This window comes from Hominimerdicola intestinalis (genome assembly GCF_054655215.1).
Map to the genome: position 1 here is coordinate 102,907 of NZ_BAAHNZ010000009.1, position 16,711 is coordinate 119,617.

The 16,711-nt window shown below is 41.3% G+C and carries 13 protein-coding genes and 1 tRNA gene; 7 read left to right on the top strand and 7 right to left on the bottom strand.

The window, feature by feature from the left end:
- Window positions 1-94 precede the first annotated feature (94 nt).
- On the bottom strand, window positions 95-1,918 hold the full coding sequence (locus ACYQ0H_RS09110) for a protein kinase domain-containing protein (protein ID WP_459812538.1): 1,824 nt from the start codon (window positions 1,916-1,918) through the stop codon (window positions 95-97).
- Window positions 1,919-2,060: 142 nt separating this feature from the next.
- Window positions 2,061-2,879: a hypothetical protein gene (locus tag ACYQ0H_RS09115; RefSeq protein WP_459812539.1), complete on the bottom strand. Its 819-nt coding sequence runs from the start codon at window positions 2,877-2,879 to the stop codon at window positions 2,061-2,063.
- Window positions 2,880-3,118: 239 nt separating this feature from the next.
- Here ACYQ0H_RS09115 and ACYQ0H_RS09120 point away from each other — a divergent pair, with 239 nt between their 5' ends.
- The 4 genes from ACYQ0H_RS09120 to ACYQ0H_RS09135 all read left to right on the top strand — a co-directional run bounded on the left by ACYQ0H_RS09120 (window position 3,119) and on the right by ACYQ0H_RS09135 (window position 9,230).
- Window positions 3,119-5,101, top strand: coding sequence for a DNA gyrase/topoisomerase IV subunit B (locus ACYQ0H_RS09120; RefSeq protein ID WP_459812540.1), 1,983 nt, complete (start codon window positions 3,119-3,121; stop codon window positions 5,099-5,101).
- Between the two features lie 14 nt (window positions 5,102-5,115).
- On the top strand, window positions 5,116-5,331 hold the full coding sequence (locus ACYQ0H_RS09125) for a hypothetical protein (protein WP_459812541.1): 216 nt from the start codon (window positions 5,116-5,118) through the stop codon (window positions 5,329-5,331).
- 32 nt (window positions 5,332-5,363) lie between these two features.
- Complete coding sequence (locus ACYQ0H_RS09130; RefSeq protein ID WP_459812542.1) at window positions 5,364-7,613, top strand: DNA gyrase subunit A; 2,250 nt, start codon at window positions 5,364-5,366, stop codon at window positions 7,611-7,613.
- A gap of 183 nt (window positions 7,614-7,796) precedes the next feature.
- Window positions 7,797-9,230, top strand: coding sequence for an LCP family protein (locus ACYQ0H_RS09135; RefSeq protein ID WP_459812543.1), 1,434 nt, complete (start codon window positions 7,797-7,799; stop codon window positions 9,228-9,230).
- Between the two features lie 46 nt (window positions 9,231-9,276).
- On the opposite strand, the gene ACYQ0H_RS09140 is transcribed toward ACYQ0H_RS09135, so the two are convergent.
- Complete coding sequence (locus ACYQ0H_RS09140; protein ID WP_459812544.1) at window positions 9,277-10,104, bottom strand: AraC family transcriptional regulator; 828 nt, start codon at window positions 10,102-10,104, stop codon at window positions 9,277-9,279.
- Window positions 10,105-10,291: 187 nt separating this feature from the next.
- Between ACYQ0H_RS09140 and galE the strand changes: the two genes are divergently transcribed.
- Window positions 10,292-11,305 (top strand): UDP-glucose 4-epimerase GalE, encoded by a 1,014-nt coding sequence (galE, locus tag ACYQ0H_RS09145; RefSeq protein ID WP_459812545.1) that lies wholly within the window; start codon window positions 10,292-10,294, stop codon window positions 11,303-11,305.
- Between the two features lie 45 nt (window positions 11,306-11,350).
- Here galE and ACYQ0H_RS09150 read toward each other — a convergent pair whose 3' ends face one another.
- A complete protein-coding gene (locus ACYQ0H_RS09150; protein WP_459812546.1) occupies window positions 11,351-12,298 on the bottom strand; it encodes a PP2C family protein-serine/threonine phosphatase in 948 nt (315 codons plus the stop codon).
- Between the two features lie 176 nt (window positions 12,299-12,474).
- Between ACYQ0H_RS09150 and ACYQ0H_RS09155 the strand changes: the two genes are divergently transcribed.
- Window positions 12,475-12,831: a hypothetical protein gene (locus tag ACYQ0H_RS09155; RefSeq protein ID WP_459812547.1), complete on the top strand. Its 357-nt coding sequence runs from the start codon at window positions 12,475-12,477 to the stop codon at window positions 12,829-12,831.
- A 53-nt stretch (window positions 12,832-12,884) separates the two neighbouring features.
- On the opposite strand, the gene ACYQ0H_RS09160 is transcribed toward ACYQ0H_RS09155, so the two are convergent.
- Complete coding sequence (locus tag ACYQ0H_RS09160) at window positions 12,885-13,295, bottom strand: hypothetical protein (RefSeq protein ID WP_459812548.1); 411 nt, start codon at window positions 13,293-13,295, stop codon at window positions 12,885-12,887.
- 19 nt (window positions 13,296-13,314) lie between these two features.
- Window positions 13,315-14,400: a 3-isopropylmalate dehydrogenase gene (gene leuB, locus ACYQ0H_RS09165; protein ID WP_459812549.1), complete on the bottom strand. Its 1,086-nt coding sequence runs from the start codon at window positions 14,398-14,400 to the stop codon at window positions 13,315-13,317.
- A 182-nt stretch (window positions 14,401-14,582) separates the two neighbouring features.
- On the opposite strand from leuB, the gene ACYQ0H_RS09170 reads away from it, so the two are divergent.
- Window positions 14,583-14,658 (top strand) — tRNA-Thr (locus ACYQ0H_RS09170).
- Window positions 14,659-14,988: 330 nt separating this feature from the next.
- Here ACYQ0H_RS09170 and ACYQ0H_RS09175 read toward each other — a convergent pair.
- On the bottom strand, window positions 14,989-16,711 hold a 1,723-nt coding region (locus ACYQ0H_RS09175), incomplete at its 5' end, for a SpaA isopeptide-forming pilin-related protein (protein WP_459812550.1).

Here is a 16,711-nt window from a genome sequence, read left to right on the forward strand (position 1 = left end):
AAATATCATAGCATAAAGCCCCGACATTGTCAAGGGCTTTACATTATCAGTTAATAAAATTTTAAACGTTTTCGTAAGTCCTGCCAAATTATCGTCAGCTATCATTCTCAGTATCATCAGACTGACGGCTGTCATTTGCCGAAGAGCTTTCAGTTTTTGAATCCTGACCGGAAGAAACCGACGCACTGCTTGTCTGAGGCATACCTATTGATACCTCTACCGTTAAGGTCTCGCCTTTCTTTACGTTAATATTATAGCCGACTCCTATATCTGTAGATACAACATATCCGACCGTTACCCTGGAGGTCGCGACCTCAACTTTTTTGTATTTTATATCCAGCGAATCAAGGATCGCTGAATAATCCTTATATGAAAGTCCGGAATAATCAGGAACAGGAACATTTTCAGTTCCCTTGCATACTTTAAGCACAAGCTCGTTTTTAAGCTCACGGCCGTATTCGCTTCCTTCAGGAATACTCTGCTCCGTAATAATTCCTTTTTCTTCAGTATCAGAATAAAAATATTCAGCCCTTATATTAAAATCGCTTCCAAGCTCATCTACAACGGTTTTATATCTCATTCCAACCAGATCAGGCATAATAGAACCCGTTCCGTAGGGATGTTCGTCGTCCGCATCGCTTTCTTCTGCTATAATGGATTCCTGATCGCTTAAAGATGAAGAATCCTGTTCGCCTCCGCTTATATATATCGAATTAAACAGCTCAGGCTCAGAATCCCTGCTGTCAGCTTCCGGCGTTCCGAGAAGCTGGTAAAGCAGAAAAACTCCCAGTCCGAGAAATACGACAAGTATTGTGATGCCAAGCACCATTACTGCCGGACTTGTTTTCTTTTCCTGTTCCTCGCTTTTTTTAGCGCCGAACGAAGAAGGACTGCGGCTTTTCTGATTTATCTTCTGTATAGGGATAGTCTGGGTCGCGCCCTTCTGATGTTCAATATGCGTCTGCTTGCTGAAAAGCTCTGTTACAAGCTCGTTTACTGACTGTATTCTCTCCTCGCCCTTTACTGCCATTGCACGGGCAATAACATTTGAAATATGTACGGGGACATTCGGATTGATACGGCAGGCGTCTATAAGAGTGTCGTTATATATTCTGGTATTTGCGTCAAGCGGAATACAGCCGGTAAGTATCCGATACAGTACGGCGGCAACAGCGTAAACATCGGTCCAAGTTCCCTGATATTCAAGAGAGGAGTATTGTTCCGGAGCTGTATAACCAGAATAGAATTCAGGAGATAATCCGGTATTTGAAGTTCTGATAGAGCTTATTGAAAATCCCGTCAGCTTCAGCTCGCCGTCCGTTGTAACTATTATATTTTCAGGTGAGATACCCCTGTGAATGATTCCTGCGTTATGAATAATGCTCAGCGTAGTGAATAGCGGTACAAACAGCTTTTTCACCTGATTCCACGTCAGATAGCCGGTATTTGACTGCAAAAACTTCTTGAGTGAAACTCCCTCTACATATTCAAGAATAACATAGGTAGTATTATTCTCTACGAACATATCCATTGCCGTAGAAATATGGTTCAGGTTTCTCATTCTCGAAAGAGTCTTGTTCATATCCGCAAATTCAGACATATAGGTTTTATATTTCGCAAGACAATCGGCATTTACTATAAGTTTCTGAGATCCTCTCTCACGTTCGCATAGCGTATCCGGCATATATTCTCGGACTACCGCTTTAGTCTTTCTGATAGTGTCATAGCATATATATGAAGCGCCCTCGCCGTTATAGGTAAGCATTTTGCCTACTATATATCTGTTGTCAAGCACCGTTCTCGGAGCCAGGTATGACTGCAAATGCGGCATATCGTCCGTATAGCTGCAGTAATGACATACGCCGTTTGCGTCCAGTTCGTTCATACAGCCCATACATAATTTTACACTTGTATCCATACTTAACCTCCTTCTTTCATAATTCATCAATTTATATTATCAGCATTCTGACGATAAGTCAATATTACAGTATAATCTGTAGACAATGTGAAACAATTTGTATTCTTTCTGTAACAACTGTTACAGAGCCGGAGATACGGTCTTAAAGGTTCTGAGGATATACGTCCTGCGACGTATAATACTGATATTTACCGTCATTGTCAAATACTGCGGTAAGCAGAACGCTTTGTGCATCGGAATTTGCGGCAGTGTAATAATACTTATAAACGTAGCTTATGCTGCTTTTTCCGTAAACTACCTTATAAGGATCAAGACCTATATCGTCAGAGACGGAACTGTAACGTGCGCCCTTGTCATAATTATCGAGATTTATACGCTTATCAAGCTTTTCGCCCCTGCTGTCCTTTTTCAGCAGCTTGTAATTTGTATAAACAACGCTGTCAATATTGTCCGAGGTATCTTTAAAAACAGTCACAGACCATTCAGGATATGTAATATCATCGATCTGTAATTCGTCCTCGCTTTCATATATGTAATCAAAAGCGGCCGCACTGTTCAGTATCCCGAAAGCCGAATTATCCTTAAAATGTATTTCCATATCCTTTTCGGCTTCCGTAAGCGGCATTCCGATAAATTCTGCTGCCTCCAAAGCCTTCTTGCTTCCTTTATCTGCAGAGATCTGAACAATAAAAACCCAGATAAGAACAACAATAAGAACTGCCAGCGCTATAAAAAATGCCAGCTTTATCTTTGCCTCGTTCCTGCCGTTTACAATATTCCTAAAGCTTTTTCTGCCTGACGAGGTTTCAAGAAGCGGAACATCTTTTCCGCCGTCTGGTTTCTTTTTTAAAAAATCCTTTAAGCTTTTTGTCTTTTTTGACTTCTCTCTCAGAGCAATACCGCAGTTCCTGCACACGGCGTCATGTTCTCCGACAGTTTTTCTGCATTTCGGACATTCCATTGCATAACCCCCGCTTCTTCAACATAATCTTTCATAATATATTATATCATACCAACCTGTAAAAGTCAATGACCGCAGTATAGCTGCATAGATACGGTTATTATTTCTTTTGCTGCTGCAAAAGATCATAAAGTATCATTTGACAAAACAAAAAAGAGTATGTTATAATTAAAATTAAATGTGAAAAAATAAACTACTATAATGTCATAAATATATACCGGAAAGGAATGGTATTTTAAATGCCGAGAAAGAACGATTATGACAACGAAGCCATAGTTTCACTTAAAGGCGCCGATAGAGTGCGTAAGCGCCCTGCCGTTATATTCGGATCAGACGGACTAGAAGGCTGCAAGCATTCTGTTTTTGAAATTCTCTCAAACTCGATCGACGAGGCTAGAGACGGTAACGGAAACAGAATTATTCTTACAAAATACAATGATAACAGCATTGAGGTCGAAGACTTCGGAAGAGGCTGTCCTGTTGATTACAACAAAGCAGAAAAGAAATACAACTGGGAGCTTGTATACTGCGAGCTGTATGCCGGAGGAAAATACAATAACAACAGCGGTGAAAACTACGAATACTCGCTGGGACTTAACGGACTCGGAGCCTGCGCTACCCAGTATGCCTCGGAATTTATGGATGTTGAAGTTTACCGTGACGGTTTTAAATACTCACTTCATTTTGAAAAAGGAGAAAATGTCGGAGGACTTAAAAAGGAAGAAACCTCACGAAAAAAAACCGGTACCAAAACTCATTGGAAACCGGATCTGGACGTATTTACCGATATAAATATAGAACAGGAATATTTTGAAGACATTCTAAAAAAACAGGCGGTCGTAAATCCCGGCGTTGAGTTTGTTTTCAGATTTCAAAGAGAAAACAGCAGCTTTGAAGAGAAAATATTCATATATGAAAACGGAATTGCCGACTATGTTGCGGAAATTGCCGACGGAAAAGCTCTGACCTCAGTACAGTGCTTTCAGGGTGACAGAAAAGGCCGTGACCGTGAAGACAAGGACGATTATAAGGTGAAACTCGCCGTTGCTTTTACATTTTCAAATCAGATAAAGAAGCTGGAATATTTCCACAATTCAAGCTATCTTGAACACGGCGGTTCTCCCGAGGATGCAGTAAAACTTGCTTTTACCGGACAGATAAACGCTTATCTTAAAAACAACGGAAAATACCAGAAAAACGAAAAGCAGATAACCTTTGCCGACGTTGAGGAAAGTCTTATACTGGTTTCAAGTTCTTTTTCTACACAAACCTCCTATGCTAACCAGACCAAGAAGGCTATTACCAATAAATTTATAAAAGAATGTATGACGGAGTTTCTAAAGCATCAGCTTGAAATATATTTTATAGAAAATCCCGACGAAGCTGTCAAAATAGCGGAACAGGTGCTTATAAACAAGCGAAGCCGCGAACACGCTGAAAAATCCCGTCTGAATATTGCCAAAAAGCTTACCGGTACTATTGATCTGTCGAATCAGGTGCAGAAATTTGTGGACTGCCGTTCAAAGGATCTTTCAAAACGAGAGCTTTATATAGTTGAGGGTGACTCGGCACTAGGCTCGGTCAAAATGGCACGTGATGCCGACTTTCAGGCGGTTATTCCTGTACGGGGAAAAATTCTCAATTGTCTTAAAGCAGACTACGATAAAATATTCAAAAATGAGATCATAACCGATCTAATCAAGGTTCTCGGCTGCGGAGTCGAAGTCAGATCAAAAGCAAATAAGGATCTGTCGCTTTTTAATATTGAAAACCTTAAATGGAGCAAGGTCGTTATCTGTACCGATGCCGATGTCGACGGTTTTCAGATAAGAACGCTTATTCTTACGATGCTTTACCGTCTTACTCCTACGCTTATTGAGGACGGCTACGTTTATATCGCCGAATCTCCCCTGTTTGAAATAACTACAAAGGATAAGACCTATTTTGCTTATGACGAAAACGAAAAGGTCCAGATACTGAATGAAATAGGAAACAAGAAGTTTACTATACAGCGCTCAAAGGGTCTTGGAGAAAACGAAGCCGATATGATGTCGCTTACGACTATGAACCCTGAAACACGTCGTCTTATAAAGGTAAATCCGGATACCGTCGAGGACACTCAGTTTATGTTCGATATGCTGTTAGGCGAAAATCTTCAGGGACGAAAGGATTTTATCAGCCAGAACGGTCACGATTATCTTGACATGGCTGATATCTCATAGAGGAAAAACTTTTTATGGTAAATATAATATTTTTAATAATAACTATCGTTCTTTTGGTATTGTCAGCTTTTAATTTCATAAAGCTTGTTAAGTATCTCAAAGAGAGCGGAAAACAGACGGCTGAGAATTCAGGTACCGATATAAAGAGGCTGACAAAGCGTATACAGCTTAACTATGCGGTTATTGCAGGCGTTATTATTCTCTGGTGCGTTCTGAAGTCGGTTTTATAACTCAGACATAATACTGAAAAGAGGTCAGAATATTGGCAAAGAAAAAGAAAGAAGCTGAAAGCAAAAATAAAATTTCATCGCCGGAGGACGCAGGGGCTTATATTGCCGGCGCAGGTCAGGTAGTTGAGGAGCCTATAACGCTTACCCTTGAAAAAAACTATATGCCCTACGCAATGAGCGTTATAGTTTCCAGAGCATTTCCGGAAATAGACGGCTTTAAGCCTTCTCACAGAAAGCTGCTTTATACAATGTATAAAATGGGGCTGCTTACCGGAAATCTTACAAAATCCGCCAACATTGTAGGACAGACAATGAAGCTGAATCCTCACGGCGACGTAGCTATTTACGAAACTATGGTGCGCCTTGCAAGGGGCAACGAATGTCTGCTCCACCCATATGTAATGTCGAAGGGAAACTTCGGAAAGGCATATTCGCGCGATATGGCATACGCCGCTTCGCGTTATACAGAAGCAAAGCTGGAGCCTATCTGCGCAGAACTTTTCAAGGATATTGACAAAAATACCGTGGATTTTGTTCCGAACTACGACAATACAATGCTTGAGCCAACTCTGCTCCCTGCGTCGTATCCATCAATTCTGGTCAATGCAAATGTAGGTATAGGAGTTTCTATGGCTTCGGCAGTGTGTTCCTTTAACCTGAGTGAAGTATGCGAAACCGCTATAGCCCTTATGCGCGATCCGAAGCACAATGCGCTGGATACGCTTAAAGGTCCGGATTTTCCCGGCGGCGCTTATGCTTTGTACGACGAGGAAGAGCTTGATAAAATTTACCGTACAGGAAAGGGATCTGTGAAGCTGAGGGCAAAATATCAGTATGATAAGAAAGCAAACTGCCTTGAGGTAGTGGAAATTCCCGCTACTACTACTGTCGAAGCTATTATAGAAAAGATCATTGCGCTTGTTAAGGCAGGAAAGATCAGGGAGATACAATACATCAGAGATGAAACTGACAAAACAGGCCTTACTATAGGAATCGACCTTAAACGGGGAACAGACCCGGACAAGCTTATGCAGAAGCTTTATAAGCTTACTCCGCTTCAGGACAGCTACTCCTGTAATTTTAACATTCTTGTACACGGATACCCAAAGGTTATGGGCGTATACGATATTCTCAAAGAATGGACGGAATTCAGAACAGGCTGCGTGAAACGGCGTATTGAATTTGACCTCGAAAAGAAACAGGCTAAGCTGCATCTTCTGAAGGCTCTTGGAAAAATTCTTCTGGATATAGACAAGGCTATCAAAATAATACGGGAAACCGAAGAAGAAAACGAAGTTGTTCCAAATCTTATGATCGGCTTCGGAATAGACGAGGTTCAGGCGGAATATATAGCTGAAATAAAGCTACGGCATTTGAATCGTGAATATATCATGAAGCGCCTGGACGAAACCGATGCACTTGAAAAGGAAATAGCCGAGCTTTCCGATACTCTCGGAAGTGATAAAAAGATCAGGAATATTATAATTTCAGAACTGAAAGAGGTTTCAAAGAAATATGGTCAGCCACGCCGAACCCAGTTCTTCTATAAAAACGATATAGAAGAGGTTGAGATCGAGGACGAAACTCCTGATTATCAATGTACGCTGTTTATTTCTCAAAGCGGATATTTCAAGAAGATCACTCCTCAGTCGCTGAGAATGTCAAGTGAACACAAGCTTAAAGAAGGCGACTTTATTAATCAGGAGATAGAAGCTTCAAATAAAACCGATCTGCTGTTCTTTACCGATAAATGTCAGGTCTACAAATCCAAGGCTTCGGCTTTCGATAATACAAAAGCCAGCGATCTGGGTGACTATATTCCTGCTAAGCTGTCATTTGACGAAGGCGAAAGCTTTATGTATATGGTTCCGACTGTACGCTATGAGGGATATATGCTTTTTATTTTTGAAAACGGAAAAGCCGCAAAGGTACCGCTTAAAGCATATGAAACAAAAACGAACCGCAAAAAGCTAAGCAATGCATATTCGGGAAAAGCAAAGCTTACCGCAATGTTCTATATACCTGAAAACGCCGAGATTATGCTGAGAACCACCAATGGACGTGCTATGATCTTCAATACCGTTCTGCTTCTTCCTAAGTCCTCCAGAGATACTATCGGAGTACAGGTAATGACTCTTAAAGCAAAATCGACGCTGGAAAAAGCGTTTATTATTTCAGAAGAAACCGCGGCTCAGCTTTCAAAGTACCGCAGCAAAACAATACCTGTTGCCGGAAGCTTTGCAAAGGATATCCCCGACCCCGACCAGACTACTATGCTGTAACCCGGCAGACGCTGTTAAGCTTCTCTGTGCAATTAAAAGTACAGAGAAGCTTTTTATATGCAGTTTCTTAAGAATTTCATAGGATCGTGTGAAAGCTTTCTGAGAATTGAGCGTAAAAAATTGACTTCCTTGTCCTTTTGTAATATAATATATTAAAGCTTGTGCAAAAAAGGAGGCTAAACGATGAACAATGACAATCAAAACAGACCCGCAGGAAAAAGCGGCTCTTATAATAAAAATATGAACGGCGGACAGGAATACGACGAATTTCAGCGTCAGTATGAAGAACAGCTAAGACAGTTCTCTGCTCTTGAGAAAGAAGATATGGATAATACTTACGATACGGACGGTCTTGAATTTAAACAGTATGATATCAACGGGCAGAACCAATACGGAAAAAGACCTCCGTCCTCTGAACATTCTCAGGCACAGGATCATAAGCAATACCCTAGGAAAGATTCGGTACAAAGAAAACCCTCTCAAAATTCAAGCCGAAAAATCTCTCAGCAGCGAAGCAGAAATGACGAGCCTCTGAAATTCGGCGGCAATAACAGCTATAAGCAGAAAACCAGATCATCAGGAAAAAACACCAAGAAAAGAACTGTGCGCCCCGAAACAAATAACAATAAAAAGAAAAGGTCTAAGAAAAAGAATATGAAAATAGAAAAAAGCAGATCTCCGATTAAAACGTTTTTTAAGTGCCTGCTAATAATTGCTCTGATACTGTTTATACTTTTCCAGCTTCTTATATTCAGATATTTGGGCATGGTAAACTATGTAAAAAGCGGAGAAAGAAGTGTTACATCGGCTTCTATGAAGTCAAAAGATGTACTTAACGTACTTGTAATAGGCTCAGATTCCCGTAAGGAGGAGGAACGTGGACGCACTGACTCAATGATACTGCTTTCAGTCAATAAGTCATCAAAGCAGATAACCATGACTTCTTTTATGAGGGATATGTACGTTGAAATACCGGGAAACGGCTGGGATAAAATGAACGCAGCCTATGTATACGGAGGAGCAGAGCTTCTTATGGATACAATAGAGCTTAACTTCGATATTGAAGTCGATAAGTACATTTATATCGACTTTTACTCGTTTATTGATATCGTAGACGCAGTAGGAGGAATTGAGCTTGATATTTCCGATGAAGAAGCGGTCGGTATGCAGCCTCCTATGGCAGAGCAGAATAAATATCTCGGAAATAAAAAGGGAACGGACTATCTTACCTCAGGCGGAAAAAATATGACAGTAAACGGAAATCAGGCGCTTGCTTATGCAAGACTCAGGTATGTAGGAAACGCCGATTTTGAACGTACTGAAAGGCAGAGAACGGTAATCTCAAAAATTATTGAAAAGGCCAAAACGCTTAATCCTTTCGAGCTTGACGGTTTTGCAAGAGCCTGCCTCTCAGACCTTACTACAAATATGACAAAATCCGAGCTTTACTTCCTTACCTACAGAGCGCCGTTTATACTCGGCTATGATATGAAGCAGCTGCGGATACCTGCCGACGACGCTTACGGCTACGGCTCTACAGACAGCGGACAGTCAATACTGACGGTCGATTTTGACAAATGCCGTGAAGATCTGAATAAAGCTGTATATAATAAGTAAACTGAAAGCAAAGCCGCGTAAACAATACGCAGCTTTGCTTTTAATTTTAGGAATGTTTTTTTCTGTATGCTGACGGAGATATTCCTTTGTATCTTTTAAATACTTTTGAAAAATACAAGGGATCCTCATAGCCGGAGGACAGCGAAACGGAGGTTACAGACAGTTCGGTATGTTTAAGCAGTCTGCACGCCTGCTCGATCCTAAAACGAGTCAGATATTCAATGGGAGAGGCAGCCAAGACTTCGGTAAATGCTCTGAATAAGGTGCTTCTGCTTACTCCTGCTCCGGCAGCAACGTCCTCGACTGATATGGGAAGCGAATAGTTATAGGCAATAAATTTCTTTGCCGCCTTAATATGCCGCTCCGAAGTATTTTCCGAAACAACTCCCCTGTCAGACTTTTCAACTAAAAGCGAAAGCGCAAGGTAAAGCTGTCCCGTCATTTTCAGCGCCGCAGCTTCGCTCTGACCACGGCTGATATAAATATCGTTAAGCCTTTTTCTCAGTTCACCTCCGAAATCTGCCGACATAACCGGAAATTCTTTTGTAAAATCAGTACGGTTGATTATTACCTCTGCATCACTTCCCGAAAAGCCTGCCCAGTAATATTCCCAAGGGTCGTATTCGTCAGCAATATAAGTTATCTCAGTATAGGGATATATAAGAAAGGTATCTCCCGCTTTAAGCTGAAATCTGCCGGACGGAGTTATATATACTCCCTTTCCGGAAATAATATGGTGAATAAGAAAGTGATCTCTTACTCCGCTTCCCCATTTATGAAGACCGCTGCACCTTTCATACCCAACGTTATAAACCGACAAAGCGACACTGTCGGTGGGATTTGTTTTAAATGAATGTTTTTTTGCTTCAGTCACAGCACTGCCCCCTGAAATAACACAATAATATCCTTATGAATATATTATAGCATCTGAATATTAAGAACGCAACAATTTTCCATACAGATGAAACAAATAATTATTGAAATCAGTGTTATTTTATGTTATACTGAAACCGAAGGTTAAGATAAGTCTTAATAAAACTTATATGAAAGGACGGATATTTATGGCAAATATTCTTGTAACAGGCGGAGCGGGGTTTATCGGAAGTCATACCTGTGTTGAACTGCTTAACGCAGGATACGATTTAGTTATTGCTGATAACTTTTCAAATTCAAAGCCTGAAGCCCTTAACAGAATAAAGAAAATTACAGGGAAAGATTTTAAATTCTACCGAGCGGATATCCTTGATCTTGATGCGATGAATAATATTTTTGACGAGAATAAGATCGACGCCGTTATTCATTTCGCAGGACTTAAAGCTGTAGGCGAATCTGTTCAGAAGCCTGTGGAATATTATCATAATAATATTACGGGAACTCTTATGCTTATTCAGGCAATGAAGGCTCACGGCTGCAAAAAAATAGTTTTCTCGTCGTCTGCTACAGTTTACGGTGTTGAGAATCCTGCTCCGTATATTGAAACTATGCCTACAAACTCTTCTACAAATCCGTACGGCTATACAAAAGTCATGATCGAGCAGATTTTAAAGGATGTTTTTACTGCCGATAAAGACTGGTCAGTTTCGCTGCTTCGATACTTTAATCCTATAGGAGCGCATAAAAGCGGTCTTATAGGTGAAGACCCAAACGGAATACCGAATAACCTCTTCCCGTATATCGCACAGGTCGCTTCCGGAAAGCTTGAATGTCTTGGCGTTTTCGGCAATGATTATGATACTCCCGACGGAACCGGCGTAAGAGATTATATTCATGTCGTAGATCTTGCATCGGGACATTTGTGCGCTGTCGAATATGTGCTTAAACACAAGGGCGTTGAAGCGGTAAACCTGGGAACAGGCAAGGGTTCAAGCGTAATGGACGTTCTTCATGCATTTGAAAAAGCCTGCGGAAAGGAAATACCCTACAAAATCATGCCAAGACGTGCCGGAGATATTGCCGTATGCTACGCAAATACCGATAAAGCTAAAAAGCTGTTCGGCTGGGAAGCAAAATACGGACTTGATGAAATGGCTGAGGACGGTTGGAACTTTACAAAAAACAATCCTAACGGTCTTTGATATAATTAAAAAACGCATGAAGCTTGTACTGGTGCTTCATGCGTTTTATGTATTCCTGAATTTTTCAAGATCGTCAATAAGCTTCTGAAGGCTTCTGTCCGACTGTTCCATCAAAATACTGTTATGATAACGGGTCTCATATGCAAGGCACTCCTGCTCTGCCTTTATAGTTTCTGCCCTTTCCTCGTGAGTTACAAGGCCTCCTATAAGCGCTTCATATTCTTCGTGAGTATTCCATGGTTTTATGCCTATTACCGAAACGTTATCCGTACTTCCGTTTCTCAATGCAAGCTCGCATAGCGCCTCTATTTTTTCATTAAAAGTCATACTTTCTATTTTCATCGCTATCTCTATCTCGTCTATAGTTACAAAATCCGAAACCCCGTCGGAGCATATCAGTACAGTATCGTCAGATTCGCTGCCGAACGGCGTAACAAACTCAAAATGATCTATAATAGGCAGCTGGAGAACACTTCCTACCGATGATACGATAGCGTTCTGCATTTCAGGGTCAAGCTCGGCAATACCGTCGATCTCACCATGTTCATAAAGGAATCTACCGTAGGTCTGATCTACTGAGATCTGACGCGCAGAGCCTCCGGCATAGCGGTATAATCTGCTGTCGCCGATATTATAGCATAACGCCCTGCCGTTTTCATCGACCGCAAGACAGCATAGAGTAGTCTGCATATTAACAGAATCAGGCGAGGATATACCGCGCTTTATAATTTTATTATGTATATCTATTATCTGCCTGTCCAGATCCATAGAGGAATCATAATCGACTATCGAAAGGTACCTTACGCAAAGCTCTGAAGCTACCTCTCCTGCCTGCTCCCCGCCTACTCCGTCGCACACAGCGGTAAGAAAAGGAGCAATACACACCGAACCGAAACCGCCCTTATGTACTGTTTCCCGATTTATAAGCAGGCAGTCCTCATTATGCTTTCTGTAATTGCCCTTGTCCGTAAAGCCGTAAATATAATAGTTCATATATAAGTTCTCACAATTAATAAAAATAAATCAATATAATTTTATCACACATACAGTAAAAAGTCAACAAAAATATAATGCAAAAACGAATAATTTCCGTAAAAGATAACTAATTATTGACTTTTATATATTTCAGTGATATAATGAACTTGAATATTTTTACGGAGGAATTCCGAATGAAAGCTTTTAATATTTTCAGAAAGAAAAAGCATAACGACAAAAGCACTCCGCCGAAGGTACGGCTGAATGATCTCAAATGCCGTAAGATCTGCTATATTGATTCGGATTTTAAAGAGTTGACCGAAGCTATGAGCAAAAGCCCCGAAGTTATTCTGACGCTGAAACCCGTAAATTATTATGCAGTAAAAAATCAATATATTATGGCGCATATTTACACCTCAGCTGATTATTCCGAAAATTATATAAAGCTTCAGAGATTTGATCATGAACACAGAACTGACGAAAGCGAACTTTTTTCCATTGATTCCGAATCAGTTATAAAAGCTCTTGCAAAAGTAGGCATTATTGTTTAAAATACTGAAAAAGCGGCCGGAAAATACCGACCGCTTTCTTAATGCAATTTTTATCAGTCATCTGTTTTTGACAAAAATCCGGCCGCCATGCTTTCTAGCTCTGTAAACGTCATTTCATCATAATCTTCATTCAACACAAAGCGGAATTTGATCTCATTATCATCGCTCTTCAGTACCGCGTCATAAGCCTTCATGTCAAACATATTTCCAAGGCCCTTTGTCAGAGGTTCAACGCTTATGGTACCGCTCTGACTTCCATTATCACCTGACGTAAATTCAATGTCAAACGTTTTATCTCCTGAATCTATAGTAAGTGTAAACGCATCGCCTCTCCATGTTCCGTCAAGAACCTTGCCGCTGTTTTTCTTATGTACAGTCAGAAAAACGAACAGAGCGGCAATTATAACTACCGCAAGTATGATGATCAATGCAATAAGACCTTTCCTGCTTTTCTTTTCAGCCATAGTAATTTCCTTTCTTAGATTAATATATTTCCTGAGCAATAAGCGAACCCATTTCAGAGCAGCTAACAAGCTTCATGCCATCTGACATAATATCCCCTGTACGGAAACCGTCGTCCAAAACCTTATTTACTGCATTTTCAACTGCGTCAGCTTCGTTATTCATATCAAACGAATATCTGAGCATCATTGCAGCCGACAGAATAGTCGCTATAGGATTGGCTTTGTTCTGTCCTGCAATATCCGGAGCTGAACCGCCGGAGGGCTCATACAGGCCAAATTTTGTTTCATTCATTGAAGCGGAGGCAAGCATACCGATCGAACCGGTTATCATAGAAGCTTCATCAGAAAGAATATCTCCGAACATATTTTCAGTAACCATCACGTCAAACTGTGCAGGATTTTTTACAAGCTGCATAGCGCTGTTATCCACCAGCATATGCTCAAGAGTAACTTCGGGATAATTACCAGCGACCTCGGTCACTACCTTTCTCCAGAGCCTTGAGGAATCAAGAACATTTGCCTTATCAACGCTCGTCACCTTTTTATTCCTCTTCATTGCTACCTCAAAAGCCTTGACCGCTATTCTTCTTATCTCATTTTCATTGTACCTAAGAGTATCCACAGCGGTCATTACACCGTCTATTTCCTCGGTTTTTCTTTCCCCGAAATAAAGACCCCCGGTAAGCTCTCTCATTATAAGCATATCAAAACCCTTTGAGCTGATCTCCTCTTTAAGAGGACAGGCTCCTGCAAGCTGAGGATAAAGAACAGAGGGACGCAAATTAGCGAAAAGTCCAAGTGACTTTCTGATTTTCAGCAGACCTGCCTCGGGACGAAGCTCCGGTGGAAGCTTATACCACGGTGAGGTTGTAGTATCTCCTCCGATAGAACCCATAAGGACTGCGTCAGCCGCTTTGCAGTGCTCTATTGTTTCATCAGTGAGCGGAACTCCGTTGGCATCTATAGAACAGCCGCCCATTAAAAGCTGATCGTAATCAAAGCCGTGCCCGAAAACAGCGGCGGTTTTATCCAAGACCTTAATAGCCTCCGAAACGATTTCCGGACCTATTCCGTCGCCCTTTATTACGGCAATTTTTTTATTCATCTTTCATACTCCTTTATGTATAATTTTAATACATTACTATTATATCACCATAATAACCGCTTGTCAAATTATACATTTAAAATGGTTTATCCGAACATATTAAATTCATATGCTGTCAGCTGAAAAAATATTAAAAAAGGTCTTGACAAACTGTATTTTATATTGTATAATATTTATGTTATGCTGCTATGGCTCAGTAGGCAGAGCACGTCCTTGGTAAGGACGAGGTCATCGGTTCGAATCCGATTAGCAGCTCCAGGACGCTTAAAGAGCGAAATCCACAACTGAATAAGGCTATGGACTTCGCTCTTTAAGCATTATTTACCCATTGAGCTATATTATAAACCGCAAACTACCATATTGCTTAATTATCCTAATTGTACTTCATTGAACACGAATAATAGGCATTCACCTAAAGGCTTCACAGCTGCAACTGACATCTGTGTTGCTTGGGTTACGTTTTTGGCAATAAAACGAAACCTGTGGTGGGTGTTTTTTTATTATACCCATATTTTTTTCTATCCCTTCCAATCTAAAAAACACAAAGCCTGTCACAAACGTGCCAGGCTTCGAGTATTATCTCAGTATTTACTTTTCATTTTTTCTTCCGGCAGAAAGAATAACCCCGCCGAGAAGCAGTATCGCCTGAACTCCGAACATTGCCGCGGCTCCGGTTGCCGGAGGAGAATCAGGAGCTTCAGGTATCTTTTCATTGCTTACAACAACATTTGTGGCTTCAGCATAGAATACCTGAACAGTCTGACTGTCAGCTACAAGATAACCCGTAGGAACGGTGTCTCCGTTTTCGGCGATAGTGTAAGTCCCGATCGGAATGCCCGTAAATGCCGCTTTTCCGTCTTTGTCTGTAACAGCGGTAAGTCTGATCTCTCTGCCCGAATCAGATGTTCCTGAAAGTATAAACTCAATGCCTTCAAGATCAGTCATTCCCTCAGTACGTTTCTGAATATGGATCTCTCCCGTCTTTTCTTCGTTGCTTATCTTGACCGTTGTCGTTTCTGCATAAAAAACGCTCACCTCCTGCGGCTCGGCAGTCAAGTAAGCATACGGCACAGTCTTTTCATTTTCGGTAATAGTGTAAGTTCCTATCGGAATGCTTTTAAACTCTGCTTTTCCGTCCTTGTCGGTAACAGCGGTAAGTCTGATCTCTCTGCCGGAGTCAGATGTTCCGCTGAGTATGAATTCAATGCCTTCAAGATCAGTCATTCCCTCTGTAGTCTTGCTGATCTCGATCATTCCGGTTTTCTCTGTGTTGAAGATCTCAGCGTCTACAGTTTCAGCTTCATAAACCGTAACCTTTATCGGATCGGCAACCATGTATGCGATCGGAACAGTATCAGCGTCTTCCGTTACAGTGTAAGTTCCCGTCGGTACAGCCGTAAAAGCAGCGATTCCGTCTTTGTCGGTAACAGCCGTAAGCTTGACCTCATGCCCCGAATCAGACGTTCCCGAAAGGATCAGCGTTATACCCTCAACATTCATCATGCCTTCGGTTTTCTTATGAACCTTTACTGTTCCCACTGCGTCTGAATTGTACATAACAACATAAGTAACGCTGCCGTCTGAATTTACCGTAAACTCTATGTCGGTTGCAAGTGTGTAACCGCTTGGAGCAGTTATTTCTCTCAGTATGTAGGTTTCTCCTGCGATTAGCTTTGCTTCGATGTAGTGAGCTTCTTCTGTCGATACCCATTCGTCAATTATGTTTCCGTCCTTATCAATTACCTGAAGAACAGCTCCCGGAAGCTCATCATCGCCTGTGATGTCTTTCTTTGAAATTTCAGCCTTTGTGGCTTCGTCAGTCATTACGATCAGAGGCAGACCGTCATCTGATACCGCAGTTACTTCGGTGTCGTTGCAAAGGATAGAACCGTCCTCGTTAACAGTAACAGCAATATCTGTAGCTATGCAGTAGCCTCTTGGAGCATAGTATTCATGCAGAGTATAGCTTCCTGCGGCAAGTCCTGTAACGATATGCTCTGTTCCGTCCGACGTCCACTCTTCAACCGTATCTCCGTTTTCGTCAATCAGCTGAAGCTGTGCATTGCTGATTTCTTCTCCGTATGCGTCCTGCTTTGAAACTGCGAACCGTATTTCTTTATCTTCAATATTCAGCACAACATCTGAAAGTCTTGAACTTGTGAGCTGTACAGGCATATTCGCCTTTACTTCATATTTTGTTTCGTCCTTAACATAGCCTGTAGGAGCTTCGATCTCCTGAATGTAATAGCTGCCCCATGCAGGAAGATATGTATTAAAATATGCAGTAGAGCCGTTTGAAGCTATCCGCTCT